Source organism: Micromonospora sp. NPDC051925 (genome assembly GCF_044548625.1).
Taxonomy (GTDB): domain Bacteria; phylum Actinomycetota; class Actinomycetes; order Mycobacteriales; family Micromonosporaceae; genus Micromonospora.
The window spans coordinates 102,448-118,179 of record NZ_JBIUCH010000013.1 but is presented as its reverse complement, the minus strand read 5'-3'; the positions used below and the strand labels follow the sequence as shown (position 1 = coordinate 118,179).

Below are 15,732 nucleotides of genomic sequence, written 5' to 3'. Positions count from 1 at the left end.
GCCAGATGGTGGACGAGGAGCCGACCGGTATCCGGGCGGCAGGTGGGGTGGCCTGGCGGCCGGCCGGCGACGGCGGTGTCGAGGTGTGCCTGGTGCACCGGCCCCGCTACGGCGACTGGTCGCTACCCAAGGGCAAGCTGGAACACGGCGAGCATCCGCTGCTGGCCGCCGTTCGTGAGGTGGCCGAGGAGTCCGACGTACGGGCGGTGCCGCAGGTCCGGCTGCCCACCGTGCGGTACCGCAGCGAGGGCCGGCCGAAGGTGGTCGACTACTGGTCGATGCGGGCCGTGGCGACCGGCGGTTTCCAGCCGGACACCGAGGTGGACGACGTGTGCTGGCTCGACGTCGACGCGGCGATCCGGCGGGTCAGCTACCCGCACGACGCGGAGGTGCTGACCGCGTTCGCCGCGCTGCCGGCGGTGACCGGCACCATGGCGCTGGTCCGGCACGCGCACGCCGGTAAGCGGGCCACCTGGTCCGGGCCGGACACCGGCCGGCCGTTGGACGCCGAGGGGGTCGCGCAGGCGCGAACGCTGGCCCCCCTGGTCGCCCTGGTCCGGCCGGTCCGGCTGCTGTCGGCCTCGCCCCGCCGCTGCGTGCAGACCCTGGACCCGGTGGCCGCCCTACTGGACCTGCCGGTCGAGGTGTGCGGGGACTTCGACGAGCCGCAGCCGGGCCAGCAGGTCGACGAGTGCGCGCTGGCCGCCGCCGGCCGGCTGACCGCGCTGGCCGCCGCCGGGGAACCGGTCGGGGTGTGCAGCCAGGGCAAGGTGATCCCGGGCGCGCTGGCCCGGCTGACCGGGCGGCAGGACGACTTCACCACCGCCAAGGGCGGGGGCTGGTTGCTCGCCTTCGCCGCCGACCGCCTGCTCTCCGCCGACCGCCTCTGAACAACCGCACGACAAGCGGAAACGGGCGTCCACCGTTGTGGCGGACGCCCGTTTCCGTCGTACCGGAGAATCAACGCTTGGCGGCGGCCTTCTTGGCCGGAGCCTTCTTCGCGGTGGTGCTCTTGGCCGCCGTGCTCTTGGCTGCGGTGGTCTTCTTGGCCGCCGCACTCCGTGCGGTGGTCGACTTGGTCGCCGTGGCGGTCTTCTTCGCCGGAGCGGCCTTCCTGGTGGTCGCCTTGGCCGCGGTGGCGGTCTTGGTGGCCTTGGTTGCCTTCGCCGCCGCGGTCTTCTTCGCCGTGGTCGTCGTGGTCTTCTTGGCAGCGGTCGCCCTGGTACCGGTCGCCTTGGCGCCGGTGGCCCTGGCCCCGGTCGTCTTCTTGGCGGCGGTGGCCTTGGTGCCGGTCGCCTTGGTGCCGGTCGCCTTGGTGCCGGTGGCCTTCGTGCCGGTGGCCTTGGCAGCCGCCGTGGTGGTCTTCTTCGCCGGAGCGGCGGTCTTCGGCACCTTGCCGGTGGCCACCATCTCCTTGAAACCGGCGCCCGGCTTGAAGGCCGGGACGGATGTCTTCTTGACCTTCACCGCCTCACCGGTACGCGGGTTGCGCGCTGTTCGCGCCGCCCGGACACGCTTCTCGAACGATCCGAATCCGGTGATCGCCACTTTGTCGCCCTTGGTGACCGCCGCCTGGACCTCGGCGAGGACCGCGTCAAGCGCCGCCGTCGCCGACTTGCGGTCCCCCAGGCGAGCGGCGAGCGCCTCGATGAGCTCGGCCTTGTTCACGACTTCCTCCCAATTGTGCAACTGACTCGACGCGAGCCATTCTGCGCGCACCGTATGCCCTGTGCTGCCTGGACACAAACATTCGGTAGAAAAAAGCCCTTGTGTCGTAACGGATTCGCCCCCACCGGATGAACCGGTGGGGGCGAAAATCGTGCTGCGGTCGGGCGTACGGCTAGGCCACGGCGGGCGTGAACGACGGCCGACCGGCCTCGTACGCCTCGATGTCGGCGAGGTGCCGGAGGGTGAGTCCAATGTCGTCCAGGCCCTCCATCAGCCGCCAGCGGCTGTGGTCGTCCAGCGGGAACGACCAGGTGGCCCCCCCGACCCGGACCTCACGGGCGGTCAGGTCGACGGTGACCGGCGTGGTCGGATCGGCCTCCACCCGGTCCCAGATCTGCTCGACCGCACCCAGTTCCAGCTCGACCGGGAGGAGCCCTTCCTTGAGCGCGTTGCCCCGGAAGATGTCACCGAACCGGGGCGAGATCACCGCCTGGAAACCCCAGTCGCGCAGCGCCCAGACGGCGTGCTCCCGGGACGACCCGGTGCCGAACTCCGGCCCGGCCACGAGGATCGAAGCCCCGGAATAAGCGGGATCGTTGAATACGAATGCCGGGTCCTCCCGCCACGCGCTGAACAGACCGTCGGCGAAACCCGTTCGGGTCACCCGCTTGAGGTACACGGCCGGGATGATCTGATCCGTGTCCACATTGGATCGACGCAACGGCACGGCGGTGCCGGTGTGAGTGGTGAACTTGTCCATCTCTCGGCTGCCCTTCTACAGATCGGCGGGGGCGGTGAGCCGGCCGGTCACGGCGGTCGCGGCGGCGACCGGCGGCGACACCAGGTGGGTACGCCCGCCCCGGCCCTGCCGGCCCTCGAAGTTGCGGTTGGAGGTCGAGGCCGAACGCTCGCCCGGCTTGAGGGTGTCCGGGTTCATGCCGAGGCACATCGAGCAGCCGGCGAACCGCCACTCCGCGCCGGCGTCGGCGAAGACCTTGTCCAGCCCCTCCGCCTCGGCGGCCTCCCGTACGGCGGCGGAGCCGGGCACCACCAGCATCCGTACCCCCTCGGCGACCCGATGGCCGCGCAGCACGTCGGCGGCGGCGCGCAGGTCCTCCAGCCGGCCGTTGGTGCAGGAACCGACGAAGACCACGTCGACGGCGAGGTCCCGCAGCGGGGTGCCGGGGGTGAGGTCCATGTACTCCAGGGCCCGACGGGCGGCGGTCCGCTCGGCGTCGGTGTCGAAGTCCTCCGGGTCCGGCACGGCCGCGCCGAGAGGCGCACCCTGGCCGGGGTTGGTACCCCAGGTGACGAACGGGGTGATCCGGTCGGCGTCCAGGGTCACCTCGGCGTCGAAGGTGGCGTCGTCGTCGGTGGGCAGCGTCCGCCAGTAGGCCAGCGCCGCGTCCCAGTCGGCCCCGGCCGGCGCGTGCGGCCGGCCCTTGAGGTACGCGAAGGTCGTCTCGTCCGGCGCGATCAGGCCCGCCTTGGCGCCCCACTCGATGGACATGTTCGCCACCGTCATCCGGCCCTCCATGGACAGCGCCCGGATCGCCTCGCCCCGGTACTCCACGATGTGGCCGCGCCCACCGCCCGTACCCACCTGGGCGATCAGCGCGAGGACCAGGTCCTTGGCGGTGACGCCGGGACCGAGCCGACCGGTGACGTTGACCGCCATGGTCTTCGGCCGGGCCTGCGGCAGGGTCTGGGTGGCCAGGACGTGTTCGACCTCACTGGTGCCGATGCCGAAGGCCAGCGCACCGAACGCGCCGTGGGTGGCGGTGTGCGAGTCGCCACAGACGATCGTCATGCCGGGCTGGGTGACGCCCAACTGGGGGCCGATCACGTGCACGATGCCCTGGTTCTCGTCGCCCAGGGGGTGCAGCCGCAGGCCGAACTCGGCGCAGTTGCGGCGCAACGTCTCGATCTGGGTACGCGACGTCGGGTCGGCGATCGTCAGCAGGTCACCACGGCGCAGCCGGAACGAGGGATCGTCGTACCCGGTCGGGGTGTTGTGATCCTCGGTGGCGAGCGTGAGGTCGGGACGACGGACCCCTCGGCCGGCCAGCCGCAGCCCGTCGAACGCCTGCGGGCTGGTCACCTCGTGCAGCAGGTGCAGGTCGATGTAGAGCAGGTCCGGCTCGCCCTGAGCGGTCCGTACGACGTGTGCGTCCCAGACCTTCTCGGCCAGGGTCCTCGGTTGAGTGACTCCCACCATCTGGACATCCTAAATTCTGGGAGGTAAGTTTCGGCTTGTGGGACACAGTATGAGCGGTGTCGGCGTCCTCGACAAGGCGGTGGTCATCCTGGCCGCCTGCGTCGACGGTGCCAGCCTGGCCGAACTCGTTGAACGCACCAAGCTGCCCCGAGCCACCGCACACCGGTTGGCCCAGGCCCTGGAGATCCACCGGATGCTGGTCCGGGACACCCAGGGGCGATGGCGCCCCGGGCCTCGGCTCGGTGAGCTGGCCAACGCCGCCCCGGACGTCCTGCTGACGGCCGCCGAGCCACTGCTGGCCGCCCTGCGCGACGCCACCGGGGAGAGCGCCCAACTCTACCTGCGCCGGGCTGACGAGCGGGTCTGCGTGGCCGCCGCCGAACGGGCCAGCGGCCTGCGGGACACCGTGCCGGTCGGCTCGGTGCTGCCCATGACGGCCGGCTCCGCCGCGCAGATCCTGCTCGCCTGGGAGCCGCCCGAGGCGGTCATGCCACTGCTGCCCCGGTCCAAGTTCACCGGCCGCACCCTCGCCGAGGTACGCCGACGCGGCTGGGCACAGAGCGTCGCCGAACGGGAGGCCGGCGTGGCGAGCGTCTCCGCCCCGATCCGGGACCGCACCGGTCGGGTGATCGCCTCGATCAGCATCTCCGGCCCGATAGAGCGCCTCGGCCGCCGCCCCGGCGAACGCCACGCCATGGCCGTCGTCCGCGCCGGCCAACGCCTCTCCGGCCTCTAACCCCCACCCCCGGTCCCCCGGTCCCCACCCCCGTCGCCCGCCCCCGTCACCCGCCCCCGTTGATCAAGAGGTTTGCGTCATTTCGATCTTCGGATGTGACGCGAACCTCTTGATCAACGGGGCTAGGGGCTGGGGGCTGGGGACGAGAGGGCTGGGTGGGGGTGCGTCAGCGGGACGAGGGGCGCACGCGTGATGACGGGGCAGGGCGCGTCGGTGTGGACGGGCGCGGGGCCGGGGTGGTGGGGAATGGCGATCGGCCCGGCTCGCGGGGGCGAGACGGGCCGATCGTTGTGGTAGCCCCGACCGGATTCGAACCGGCGCTACCGCCTTGAGAGGGCGGCGTCCTGGGCCACTAGACGACGGGGCCAGGCACTTTTTCTGCTTCACCACCCCGTGGGGCGGTGCGGCAGTAGTCTAACGGCACCGGGATCCGGCACCCAAGACGGGGGTCGGCCCCTGCGGGTGTGCCCGTCGCGGGCGCGACGGCATGTCGGCGGAGCAGCAGTATCCGAGGGCCGGGACAACCGAAACATCGCCACAAGCGCGGGGCCCGGAGATGGCACTCCCGGGCGGCAGGGATGCGGGGCGGGGCCGGGGGACGGACCGGGGACTGCCCTCACCGCCGACCTGGCCCGGGGCTGGGCCCGGCACGGGCGACGGCCGCGCGCCAAGGCCGCAGGGATGGGCCACGGAGACCGCACGCAAGGCCGCAGGGACGGCGTGCCAGGGCCGCGCGGGTGGGCCGCAGGGATGGGGTGCCGAGGCTGAGGGGACGGCGGGTGGGCATGCGAAGAAGCCCGCCCCAACCGAAGTGGGACGGGCTGTCAGCGTTGTAGCCCCGACCGGATTCGAACCGGCGCTACCGCCTTGAGAGGGCGGCGTCCTGGGCCACTAGACGACGGGGCCAGAACATAGCTTGTGCTTCCCTGCCCTACCGGGCGGGGAAGCTGCACTCTGCCAGAGATCAACTTCGCCCCGGTGAGGGGACGGAGCGGGTCTCCGTCAGAATCCAGCGTCCGGGATTCGGATGAATCCGCGGTTGCGCTGGGGTACCAGGACTCGAACCTAGACTAACTGAACCAGAATCAGTTGGGCTGCCAATTACCCCATACCCCATTGGCCCCTTGTGGCGCCGGGAAGGAACTTTACCCTCCCTGCGCCAACAGGCCAAATCCAATCCCTCAAACCGCCTCTGAGCTGCGGAAACGGGATGTCGTACGGTCAGCCGACCGGCACCACCGAGTTGGTGAGTTCGCCGATCCCCTCGATCCGTACGGTGACCGTATCCCCGTCGGTGAGCGGACTAACCCCGGCCGGGGTGCCGGTCAGCACCACGTCCCCGGGGAGCAGCGTCATCACGTGCGAGATGTACGACACCAGCGCCGGCACGTCGAAGACCATGTCCTTGGTCCGGCCGAGCTGACGCACCTCCATCTCGTCCGGGTTCCGCCCCACCTCGCAGCGGACCTCGAGGTCGGTGACGTCGAGATCGGTGGTGATCCAGGGGCCGATGGGGCAGAACGAGTCGAAGCCCTTGGCCCGGGTCCACTGCCCGTCGGAACGCTGGAGATCCCGCGCGGTGACGTCGTTGGCACAGGTGTAGCCGAAGATGGCCTTGGCGGCGGTGGCGCGGTCGACCCGGCGGGCACCGGGTGCCCCGATCACCACGGCCAACTCGGCCTCGTGCTCCACCTGCCGGGAGAAGATCGGCAGCCGGATCGCGTCCCGGGGGCCGATCACCGAGGTGGACGGCTTGAGGAAGAGCAACGGCTCCTTCGGCACCTCGCTGCCGTGCTCGGCGGCGTGCTCGGCGTAGTTACGCCCGACACAGACCACCTTGCTGGGCAGGATCGGCGAGAGCAACCGGACGTCGGGGAGTGCCCAGCGGGCACCGGACAACTGGATCTGCCCGAACGGGTGGCCCTCGATCTCGGCGATGGTCAGGCCCTGCGGCCCGGCCTCCGACTCGCCCTCGACGACCCCGAACGACATTCCCTTGGCATGAGCGAAACGAGCGATACGCACCCGGCCAATCTATCCCGCACCTCGACGCCACCCGTCGGCCCCCGGAAGACCGTCGGCGCAGCTTAGGGCATTGGTCGGCACTCCGGGCGGAGTTCGGCGCTTCGTACCCGCCCGGAGGGTCCGCGCTCATACCGTCGGCTCCGGAGGTTCGTTGGTATGCCTGCATCGAGACGACACCACAGGGCCCTCGCGGTTTTCGTGAACTGCCTGGGCATTCTCGCCGCCGTACCGGCGCTGCCCAGCACGGGCCCCGCCACCAGGGCGACGGCGGCCACCCCGGCCGCCTCGGCCACAGCGGCCGACCCGGCCCGAGCGGCCACGGCGGCCGACCCGGCCCGAGCGGCCACAGCGGCCGAACCGGCCAGGACAGCCACCGCAGCGGGCCCGGCCAGGACGGCCACGGCAGCGGCGAAGGCCCGAGGGAAAGCGCCACCGGTAGCCACCGTGCCAGCAGCAGCACCAGCCGCAGCAGCACCAGTGGCCGGAACACCAGCGGCAGCGACACCCGCCGCAGGAACACCAGCCGCAGCGGCGGCGCAGCCTCGGGGGGCGCGGGCCGCGCCGGCCGCGCCCGGGGTGGCGGCCAGCGGCGCGGTCGTCCCGGTCACCCCGTCGGCGCCCGCCCCCGGGATGACCACCGCCGGCAACCCGGGTGCACCCCGGCCGGCCCCGCAGCTCACCGTCGCCGTGGCACCCGCCGCGACACCGGTGCCGGGCTACCGGATCCTGGTGCGCAACACCGGCACCTCGACGGTGCAGACCATGGTCCGGCAGGAACTGCCCGCCGGCACGTCGACCACCGCGGTCAGCGCGGGCGGGCTGGCCACCCGACCGGGTGGGTCCACCGGCGGCGGGGAGGTCACCTGGCGGCTCGTCGTACCGGCCGGGGCGACCCGGACCCTGGACACCGCCCTGGCCGCCACCGCGCCGGGCCAGGCGCTGACCGCGCCGGCCTGCGCGTACACCAGCGACGGCAGCCAGCCGTACGACTGCGGGACCGCCACCTGGCGCGGCGCGCTGACCCCGGAGGCGGCGGTGCCCGCGACGCCGACCTGGCGGCAACCACCGATCCTGCTGGGTGCGGCCGTGGTGCTGCTGGTGCTGCTGGCCGGTGGGCTCTGGTGGTGGTCGCGGTCCCGGCGACGGGCCAGCGGCGTCGAGCCGACCGGCACCGCCCCGGCGACGGCCGGCAACCCGCCGTACGCCGGTGGCCCGGCTGCCCCGAGCGGCGGGACGGTGTATCCACGACCCGCCACACCGGGACAGCTCGGGCGACGACGCAGCCCGTCGGTGTGGCTGGTGGTGGGGGTGGCCGCGGCGGTGCTGGCCGGGGTGGTCTTCGCCGCCGCCTGGACGGCCACCCGGGAGGTCTCCGCGATCGACACCACCAAGCAGCCGACCGCCGGGGCGTGGACGGGCACCAGCATGACCGGGACCGTCGGCACCCCGCTGCGGGAGGAGGCGTTCGAGTTCACCGTCTACCGGGTGACCTGCGGCACCGCGAAGGCGGCGAGCCAGGAGTGTCAGGCCACGGTCGGGGTGCGCAACGTCACCCCGGAGCAGCAGAGCTGGCACGGCCAGCTCCAACGGGCGTACCTGCCGGGCGGGACCTGGGTGAGCACCGACGAGGACGCCACCCGGCTGGCGAACCTGGGGCGGGACGTCTTCGCCGAGCCGGTCTCGGCGGGCAGCCGGGTGGTGCTGCCGCTGGTCTTCACCGTGCACGGCATGCAGAAGCCGAAGCAGTTGGAGCTGCGCAGCGGGGTGTTCTCCGCCGGGGTGCGGGTGGACGTGCCCTGACCGGGAGCGGGCGGCGGTCGTACCCTGAAGTGCGTGACCGCCGCCCTCGCTCCCGCCGCCCTCGACGCGGCCGACTGGCGGGCCCGGCGGGCCGAACACGAGGCGCGGGTGGCCGCCTGGCTGGACCCGCACCTGGCCCGTCGCCGCACCGGCGGCCGGCACCCGGTGGAGGACTTCCTCTTCACCTACTACTCGTACCGCCCGGCCCAGCTGCGCCGTTGGCACCCGGGCGCCGGGGTGCTGCTGCGCGACGCGGACCCGGCCGAGTTCGGCCGGGACTACCGCGCCGACCCCGCCGGGGCCACTCTCGACACCGACCGGGTACGCGACCGACGCGCCGAGTCGATCGCCTGGATCCGGGAGCTGCTGGCGGCGACCGCCGGCCGGCCGGCGCACCTGGGCTGTTTCGGGATGCACGAGTGGGCGATGGTCTACCGGCAGACCCAGGAGGAGGTCCGGCACAACGCCTGGCCACTGCGGCTCAGTCCGGACCGCACCGCCGAGGTGGTACGGGAGCGGGGCGTGCGGTGCAGCCACTTCGACGCGTTCCGGTTCTTCACCGCGCCGGCCCGGCCGCTGAACCTGCTCCAGCCGACCCGGGAGACCCAGCACGCGTTGGAGCAACCGGGCTGCCTGCACGCCAACATGGATCTCTACAAGTGGGCGTACAAGCTTTCCCCGCTGGTCGCCTCGGAACTGGTCGCGGACTGTTTCGCGCTGGCCCGGCAGATCCGGACGCTGGACATGCGGGCCAGCCCGTACGACCTGGCCGCGCTCGGCTATCCCCCGGTCCGGGTGGAGACCCCCGAGGGTCGGGCCGAGTACGCGGCGGCGCAACGCGACTTCGCCCAGCAGGCCGCTGTGCTCCGCCACCGCCTGGTGACCGCGCTGGACCGGACCGCCGAGGCTGCCCGCACCTGACCGACCGGCAGTGCGTACGCCGGAGCCGGTCGACCCGAACACCGTGTGACGGTGCCGCCCACCCGACCGGTGCCCCAACTGCCGGGACAGCCGGGGCACCCGTACCGAGTACGCCTGTCGGGGCAGGTGGATACCCCGTGCTTCCGCTGCACCGACGAAGGCCGCCCCGCCATCCGCGCTGAGGCTGGTCGACGGGGCGGCCTGCTAGGGGCCGGTGGACCCGGTCAGCTGGCGATGCAGGTCGCCGTCGGTGCGGTGGCGGTGCCGGTGCTGCTGCCGAGGAACCCGAAGACGGCCTCGGCCGCCGGGGCCAGCGCGCCGTTCCAGCTCACGTTCCGCGCGGTGACCGCGCTTCCGGTCTGGGCCAGCTCGGCGTTCCACGCCTGGGTGATCTGCTGCCCGCCGGGCAGGGTGAAGGCGACCCGCCAGCCGGTGGTCCGCGCGGTGCCGGTGCTGCGCACGGTCACCTCACCCTGAAAGCCGCCCTGCCACTGGTTGGTGATCCGGTAGCTGGCGGTGCAGGCGACCCCGGCCGGCGGTGACGTGGTCGGCGGGTCGACCGTGGGCGACCCGGTGGGGCTGACCGTGGGGCTCACGGTCGGGCTCGGCGAGGTGGTGGGGCTGACCGTCGGGGTGGGGCTGACCGTCGGGGTGACCCCGCCGAGGGCGGCCACCAACGCCGGATACCACCGGTCGGACATCTTCTGGTCGCCGGCCGCGTTGGGGTGCACCCCGTCGTAGGTGTCGGTCGTGGTGCTGAACCCGGTCCACTGGTCGACCACCACGATCGGGGACGCGGCGGTGGTCTTCCCCGCCGCCCAGCCGTCGATCGCGGCGTTCAGGGCCACCGTCCGCTGGCCGCACTCGGCGCAGGTGGGTGGCGCCATCGGGATGATCTTCGCGACGATCACCCGCATCGCCGGGTTGCTGGCCCGCATCTGGTCCACCAGCTTCGAGTACGCGGCGAGGATGGTGGCCGGCGCGATGTTGCTCCACACGTCGTTGGTGCCGAAGTGCATCAGCACGATGTCGGGGCGGGTCGCGGCGAGCCAGCCGGGCAGCAGGTTCTGGTTGGCGACGTTCGTCACCAGGTACCCGCCGTGGCCCTCGTTGTCCCCGTCGTACGCCTGGGCGCAGCCCTGCGGGCCGAGGGTGCCGACGAAGTCGATGTCGGTGTGGCCGGTGGACTGGAGACGGTTCCAGAGGATGGACCGCCAGCAGCCGGGCGAGCCGGTGATCGAGTCGCCGAGCGGCATGACCCGTACCGGGGTGGCGGCAGCGGGCCGGGCCGGCGGGGCGGCGACCAGCCCGACGAGCAGGGTGAGGGGAACGGCCGCGAACGCGGCGAGCAGGGCGGAGAGGAACGGCCTTCGGAGCATGGTGAGGGGACTCCTGTCACGTGACGACGTGCGGTCGGTGACGGCCCGGTTGCTCCCACGGACATCCCAACAGATCACGGGCCCACACTCAACGCCCTCCCGCATCCTGGCGAAGCGCTTCGACATCCCGGCAGACCCGGGGACACTCATGATCGTCTACGGGTGAGCGACAGGAAACGCCGTGCCGGGTGCACGTGAGACGTAGAGGATCATGAGCCACCCGATACCCGGCCGGGCCGGAGCGGCATCCGGGGCCGCCGGTCGGCCGATCGTGCGCCCCGCCCGGCGCAGCCGGATGCCAGGCAGGGCGTACTGCTCAGTCCCCGTCGGTCCGGCGGTCCCGCTTACGCTGCGACTGGCGCTTCTTGTCGGCGAGGCGGCGTTCCTTGGCGCCCCGCGAGGGCCGGGTGGGGCGACGGGGTGCCGGTGGTGGGGCGACGGCGTCCCGCAGCAGCGCGGCCAGCCGGTCCCGGGCCGCCTCCCGGTTGGCCAGCTGCGCGCGGTGTTCACTGGCGGCGATGGTGAGCACCCCGTCGACCAGTCGGCCGGCGAGCCGCTCCAGCACCCGATCCCGCAGCACCGGGGGCAGACTGGTGGTGCCGGCGACGTCGAAGATCAGCTCCACCCGGGAGTCGGTGGTGTTGACCCCCTGCCCGCCGGGCCCGGACGAGCGGGAGAACCGTTCCCGCAGCTCGGCGGCGGGCACGGTCCACCGATCGGTCACCCGCAGTCCATCGTCCACGTGGCGAGGCTATCGCCCCCGGGTGAGGCCGCGGGTCGCGGTCGCCGGGGTGCGGAGCGGCAGAGCGCGAGGCGACAGGGCGCGCGCCGGCAGAGTGCAGGGCGACAGGGCGCGCGCCGGCGGGGTTCAGCCGCCCTTGCCGATGATGGTGTCGGCGGTCTGCTGCACCTGGTCGATGGGGATCGCGAAGCCGATGCCGATCGACCCGCTGCCGTCGATGGTGGCGATCGCCGTGTTCACCCCGACCACCTCACCCCGGGCGTTGACCAGGGGGCCACCCGAGTTGCCCGGGTTGATCGACGCGTCGGTCTGCACCGCGCTGCGCCGGCTGGTGCCCAGCCGTACCTGCCGGTTCAGAGCGCTGACGATCCCCGCGGTCACCGTGCCGGCCAGGCCGAGCGGCGAGCCGACCGCGAGCACCGGCTCGCCGACCCGGGTGGACCGGGGCTTGGCCAGCGGCAACGGGGCCAACCCGGCGGCCGACGGCACCTTCAGCACCGCCAGGTCGCTGCCGGGTTCCCGGCCCACCACCTCGGCGGCGTAGCGGCGGCCGTCCGGCATCTCCACGGTCACCGCGCCACCGCCCCCCTTGGCCAGGATGTGGTCGTTGGTGACGATGTGCTGCTCGTTGTCTATGGCGAAGCCGGAACCGCTCGCCGACTGCCCGGCAGCGCCCCCGCCGACCAGCACGGACACCACCCCGGGGACGGTCTTCTGCGCGGCGGTGACCAACTCCGCCGGGACCGGGGCGGCCGAGGCCGCCGTCGAGCCCGCCCCGTCGTGGCCGGCCACCCAGCCGCCCGCCGCCGCGCCGGAGACGGTGGAGAGGACGACCACCGCCGCGGCGGTCCACCACCGGCCGCGCCTGCGCCACCGGGACGGGTCCTCCCCCGACCCCGGTACGTCCCACCGGGGCCGGCCGTCCGACCCCAGGTCGGGTGAGAGGAACCAGGGGCCCCGGGGCTCACCCAGTCCGGTCTGTACTGCCATACGTCCGCTCCTCACTGTGTGCTCCGACGGATCAGGGCAGGTGGGTCGGCGCCGACCCGCTCAGGGCAGGCGGGAGAACCAGCGCATCGACCCGGCCGCGGCACCCATGGCGAACACCAGCCCGAGCCCGATGAACCGGGCGGAGACGTCCTGACGCTCCTTGCGGTAGCCGACCGAGGAACCGATGTCCTCGTACACGTCGCGCAGCTCGGCGCTGCTGCCCGCCTCGTGGAAACCGCCCCCGGTCTCGTCGGCGACCGCCCGGAGGGTCTGCCCGTCGACCGGCACCTGGATCGGCCGACCGCCCCGGTCGACGAAACCGCCCGGGGTGCCGAACGAGATGGTGTGCACCGGCACCTTCGCCGCGACGGCCGCCGAGGCCGCCTCCATCGGGTCGGCGCCGGAGGTGTTCGCCCCGTCGGAGAGCAGGATGACCCGGGCCGGCGGCGGTTGCTTGGCCGCGTTCTCGTCGAGGCTCTTCACCGCCCCGAGGGAGGCGCTGATCGCCTCGCCGATGGCGGTGCCCTGCACCCCGGTGATCCCCTCGGCGAGCCGGTCGATCCCGTCGTGCAGGGCACCCCGGTCGGTGCTCGGCGGCACCAGCACCGCCGCGCTGCCCGCGAAGGCCACCAGCCCCACGTTGAACTCGTCGGGCAGTCCGTCGACGAAGATCCGGGCGGCTTCCTTGGCCGCGGTCAGCCGGTCCGGTTCGACGTCGGTGGCGAGCATCGACGTGGAGACGTCGACGGCGACCATCACGGTGGCCCGTTCGCGGGGCACCCGCACCTCGGCGGTGGGCCGGGCGAAGCCGACCACCAGCAGCGCCAGCATGGCCAGGAAGAGACCGGCCGGCACGTGCCGCCGCCAGGCGGGGCGCTGCGGGGCGACCCGGTCGAGCAGCCGCAGGTTGGTGAAGCGGACCGCGTACCGGCTGCGTCGCCGCTGCATCAGCAGGTAGCCGACGGCCAGCGCGGCCACCCCGAGCAGCAGCAGGAGCCGGATGGGTGACTGCCAGTTCACGCGACACCTCCCCGGTTGGCGGCGGGTGCCGCCGCCAGCCGCCGCTGGACGTGCACGTGCCGCACGATGTCGGCGGTCCAGTCCCGGTCGGTACGCAACACCAGGTGGCCGGCCCCGCTACGGCGCAGCACCCGGGCCACCTGGGCGCGTTCGGCGGCGGCGGCACTGGCGTACCGGCGGCGCAGCGCCGGGTCACCGGTCCAGACCTCGCGCCGTCGACCGGTCTCCGGGTCGACCAGGGTGATCAGACCGACGTCGGGCAGCTCCAGCTCCCGCGGATCGGTGACCTCGACCGCGAGCACCTGGTGCCGGGCGGCGAGGCGGCGCAGCGCCGGCTCCCAGGGCGCCGGGGCGTCGTGGTCGTCGGGGAGCCCGTCGAGGAAGTCGGAGACCACCACGACCAGCCCCCGCCGGACGGCGACCCGTTGCACCGCCGTGAGGGCCCCCGCCAGGTCGGGGTCTGCCTGGGGGGTGGCTGTCGGTTCGACGCCCGCCCGGGGGGCGTGCAGCAGCGCACGGAGCAGGCTCAGCAGGTGGGTACGCCCGCTGCGGGCCGGAAACCGGCGCAGCCCGCCGGTGCTGAGCACCTGCGCGCCGAGCCGGTTGCCGGTGCCGGCGGTGAGGAAGCCGACCGCGGCGACGGCGGCCACCGAGAGTTCTCGTTTGTCCAGCTCGGCGGTGCCGTACTCCATGCTGGGGCTGGCGTCGACCAACAGCCAGGTGGTCAGCTCCCGGTCGGCGTCGACCTCGCGTACGTGCGGCACGGTGGTGCGGGCGGTGACCGCCCAGTCCATCCGACGCACCTCGTCCTCGCCGGGGCGGTACTCGCGGCTGCCGGCGAGTTCGCTGCCGGGGCCGGGCAGCAGGCCCCGTAGCTGCCCCTGGAGCAGCCCGTCGAGCCGACGGGTGATGGTCAGTTCGAGGCGGCGCAGCCGCTGTTCGGGGGCGAGGTCGGCCAGCGCCGGCTCGGCGTGCGCCGGTGTGCTCGGGGGTCTCACGCCGCCGCCAGGTCGGGCGTGTACTCGGGGTGGCCGGTGGCGAGCACCGGCGGCGGTACCGCCTGGACCAGCCGGTGCACCACCGCCTCGGCGGAGACCCCGTCGGCGACCGCGTCGAAGGAGAGCACCAGCCGGTGGGCGAGCACGTCGACCGCGAGTTCGCGGACGTCCTCGGGGAGCACGTACTCGCGGCCCCGCAGCAGCGCCTGGGCGCGGGCGGCGGCGACCAGGCCGAGGGTGGCCCGGGGGCTCGCCCCGTACGCCAGCATCGGGGCGATCTCCGGCAGCCCGAAGCGGCCCGGGTCGCGGGTGGCCAGGATCAGCCGCACCACGTACTCGGCGAGCGCGTGGTGCACGAAGACGTGTGCGGCCCGGCGCTGGTACTCACGGAGCCGGACCGGGTCGAGCACCCGGCGCGGGTGGGGCCGGTCACTGCTCATCCGGTAGAGGATGGCCAACTCGTCGGCGTCGCTCGGGTAGCCGACCACGATCTTCATGAGGAAGCGGTCGCGCTGCGCCTCGGGGAGCTGGTACACCCCCTCGGACTCGATCGGGTTCTGGGTGGCCAGCACCAGGAACGGCTCCGGCACCGGCCAGCTCCGGCCCCCGATGGTGACCTGCCGCTCGGCCATCGCCTCCAGCAGCGCGGACTGCACCTTGGCAGGGGCCCGGTTGATCTCGTCGGCGAGCACCAGGTTGGCCATGATCGGGCCCAGTTCGACGTCGAAGTTCTCCGTGGAGGCCCGGTAGATCCGGGTGCCGACGATGTCGGAGGGGACCAGGTCAGGGGTGAACTGGATGCGGGTGAAAGTGCCGCCGACGACGGTGGCGAGGGTCTGCGCGGCCAACGTCTTGGCCACGCCGGGCACCCCCTCCAGGAGGCAGTGGCCGTCGGCGATCAGCGCGGTGAGAAGGCGTTCGACGAGCCGATCCTGCCCGACGATCACGCGTCTGACCTCGAAGAGGGTCTGTTCCAACTCGGCGCCCGCCGCGTCGGCTTCGACCGGGCTGGGCAGGCTGGCCAGGGTGTCCGAGATGTCCGTCACGGTGCTTGCTTCCCGGGGCGGCGGGCAGGCAAACGTCGGAAATTGAGCCCCTGGCGGGCCCTTTCCCACCCGGATCGGGACGACCCGCCCGGGGAGGCGGCAACGGCGCGGGGCGGCAGGAGCCACCTGTCGCGTCGGTGACGCCGCACGCGCGTGTTCCACAGCGGACGGTGCCGGCCCCCGGGCTGG

The 15,732-nt window shown here is 73.2% G+C and carries 14 protein-coding genes and 3 tRNA genes; 4 read left to right on the top strand and 13 right to left on the bottom strand.

What is annotated here, in order from left to right; all coding sequences use genetic code 11:
* Window positions 1-5 precede the first annotated feature (5 nt).
* Entirely contained in the window at window positions 6-890 is an 885-nt protein-coding gene (locus ACIG87_RS19210; RefSeq protein WP_396851990.1) for an NUDIX domain-containing protein, read from the top strand.
* Window positions 891-960: 70 nt separating this feature from the next.
* On the opposite strand, the gene ACIG87_RS19205 is transcribed toward ACIG87_RS19210, so the two are convergent.
* The 3 genes from ACIG87_RS19205 to leuC form a co-directional block, all read right to left on the bottom strand.
* The gene (locus ACIG87_RS19205) at window positions 961-1,668 is read right to left on the bottom strand and encodes an HU family DNA-binding protein (RefSeq protein WP_396851988.1); all 708 of its coding nucleotides are present in this window, start codon (window positions 1,666-1,668) and stop codon (window positions 961-963) included.
* 172 nt (window positions 1,669-1,840) lie between these two features.
* Window positions 1,841-2,428 carry a 3-isopropylmalate dehydratase small subunit gene (leuD, locus tag ACIG87_RS19200; RefSeq protein ID WP_396851986.1) on the bottom strand — a complete coding sequence of 196 codons (588 nt, stop codon included), beginning with the start codon at window positions 2,426-2,428 and terminating at the stop codon, window positions 1,841-1,843.
* A 15-nt stretch (window positions 2,429-2,443) separates the two neighbouring features.
* A complete protein-coding gene (gene leuC / locus ACIG87_RS19195; protein WP_396851985.1) occupies window positions 2,444-3,886 on the bottom strand; it encodes a 3-isopropylmalate dehydratase large subunit in 1,443 nt (480 codons plus the stop codon).
* 49 nt (window positions 3,887-3,935) lie between these two features.
* On the opposite strand from leuC, the gene ACIG87_RS19190 reads away from it, so the two are divergent.
* The gene (locus tag ACIG87_RS19190) at window positions 3,936-4,622 is read left to right on the top strand and encodes an IclR family transcriptional regulator (protein ID WP_088646078.1); all 687 of its coding nucleotides are present in this window, start codon (window positions 3,936-3,938) and stop codon (window positions 4,620-4,622) included.
* A 291-nt stretch (window positions 4,623-4,913) separates the two neighbouring features.
* On the opposite strand, the gene ACIG87_RS19185 is transcribed toward ACIG87_RS19190, so the two are convergent.
* The 4 genes from ACIG87_RS19185 to ACIG87_RS19170 all read right to left on the bottom strand — a co-directional run bounded on the left by ACIG87_RS19185 (window position 4,914) and on the right by ACIG87_RS19170 (window position 6,647).
* Window positions 4,914-4,989: transfer RNA gene (locus ACIG87_RS19185), tRNA-Glu, on the bottom strand.
* A gap of 466 nt (window positions 4,990-5,455) precedes the next feature.
* Window positions 5,456-5,528, bottom strand: a tRNA-Glu gene (locus tag ACIG87_RS19180).
* Between the two features lie 138 nt (window positions 5,529-5,666).
* Window positions 5,667-5,738: transfer RNA gene (locus ACIG87_RS19175), tRNA-Gln, on the bottom strand.
* A 105-nt stretch (window positions 5,739-5,843) separates the two neighbouring features.
* The gene (locus tag ACIG87_RS19170; protein ID WP_396851984.1) at window positions 5,844-6,647 is read right to left on the bottom strand and encodes a fumarylacetoacetate hydrolase family protein; all 804 of its coding nucleotides are present in this window, start codon (window positions 6,645-6,647) and stop codon (window positions 5,844-5,846) included.
* Between the two features lie 156 nt (window positions 6,648-6,803).
* Between ACIG87_RS19170 and ACIG87_RS19165 the strand changes: the two genes are divergently transcribed.
* On the top strand, window positions 6,804-8,447 hold the full coding sequence (locus tag ACIG87_RS19165; RefSeq protein WP_396851982.1) for a hypothetical protein: 1,644 nt from the start codon (window positions 6,804-6,806) through the stop codon (window positions 8,445-8,447).
* A 33-nt stretch (window positions 8,448-8,480) separates the two neighbouring features.
* Window positions 8,481-9,368, top strand: coding sequence for a 3-methyladenine DNA glycosylase (locus tag ACIG87_RS19160; protein WP_396851980.1), 888 nt, complete (start codon window positions 8,481-8,483; stop codon window positions 9,366-9,368).
* 224 nt (window positions 9,369-9,592) lie between these two features.
* Here ACIG87_RS19160 and ACIG87_RS19155 read toward each other — a convergent pair whose 3' ends face one another.
* The 6 genes from ACIG87_RS19155 to ACIG87_RS19130 all read right to left on the bottom strand — a co-directional run bounded on the left by ACIG87_RS19155 (window position 9,593) and on the right by ACIG87_RS19130 (window position 15,543).
* Window positions 9,593-10,747 (bottom strand): cellulose binding domain-containing protein, encoded by a 1,155-nt coding sequence (locus tag ACIG87_RS19155; RefSeq protein WP_396851979.1) that lies wholly within the window; start codon window positions 10,745-10,747, stop codon window positions 9,593-9,595.
* Between the two features lie 316 nt (window positions 10,748-11,063).
* On the bottom strand, window positions 11,064-11,489 hold the full coding sequence (gene arfB, locus ACIG87_RS19150) for an alternative ribosome rescue aminoacyl-tRNA hydrolase ArfB (RefSeq protein ID WP_396851977.1): 426 nt from the start codon (window positions 11,487-11,489) through the stop codon (window positions 11,064-11,066).
* A gap of 126 nt (window positions 11,490-11,615) precedes the next feature.
* The gene (locus ACIG87_RS19145; protein ID WP_396851975.1) at window positions 11,616-12,479 is read right to left on the bottom strand and encodes a S1C family serine protease; all 864 of its coding nucleotides are present in this window, start codon (window positions 12,477-12,479) and stop codon (window positions 11,616-11,618) included.
* 60 nt (window positions 12,480-12,539) lie between these two features.
* Window positions 12,540-13,499, bottom strand: coding sequence for a VWA domain-containing protein (locus ACIG87_RS19140; protein ID WP_396851974.1), 960 nt, complete (start codon window positions 13,497-13,499; stop codon window positions 12,540-12,542).
* On the bottom strand, window positions 13,496-14,497 hold the full coding sequence (locus ACIG87_RS19135) for a DUF58 domain-containing protein (protein WP_396851973.1): 1,002 nt from the start codon (window positions 14,495-14,497) through the stop codon (window positions 13,496-13,498). The genes ACIG87_RS19140 and ACIG87_RS19135 overlap by 4 nt, the downstream gene beginning before the upstream one ends.
* Window positions 14,494-15,543, bottom strand: coding sequence for an AAA family ATPase (locus ACIG87_RS19130; RefSeq protein ID WP_396851972.1), 1,050 nt, complete (start codon window positions 15,541-15,543; stop codon window positions 14,494-14,496). Before ACIG87_RS19130 ends, ACIG87_RS19135 begins: the two co-directional genes overlap by 4 nt.
* Between the last annotated feature and the right edge of the window lie 189 nt (window positions 15,544-15,732).

Bases quoted from the DNA above. Each gene is read 5' to 3' on its own strand.
- leuC (WP_396851985.1), bottom strand. From the start codon at position 3,886: ATGGTGGGAGTCACTCAACCGAGGACCCTGGCCGAGAAGGTCTGGGAC.
- leuD (WP_396851986.1), bottom strand. From the start codon at position 2,428: ATGGACAAGTTCACCACTCACACCGGCACCGCCGTGCCGTTGCGTCGA.
- ACIG87_RS19210 (WP_396851990.1), top strand. From the start codon at position 6: ATGGTGGACGAGGAGCCGACCGGTATCCGGGCGGCAGGTGGGGTGGCC.
- ACIG87_RS19145 (WP_396851975.1), bottom strand. From the start codon at position 12,479: ATGGCAGTACAGACCGGACTGGGTGAGCCCCGGGGCCCCTGGTTCCTC.
- ACIG87_RS19190 (WP_088646078.1), top strand. From the start codon at position 3,936: ATGAGCGGTGTCGGCGTCCTCGACAAGGCGGTGGTCATCCTGGCCGCC.
- ACIG87_RS19165 (WP_396851982.1), top strand. From the start codon at position 6,804: ATGCCTGCATCGAGACGACACCACAGGGCCCTCGCGGTTTTCGTGAAC.
- ACIG87_RS19155 (WP_396851979.1), bottom strand. From the start codon at position 10,747: ATGCTCCGAAGGCCGTTCCTCTCCGCCCTGCTCGCCGCGTTCGCGGCC.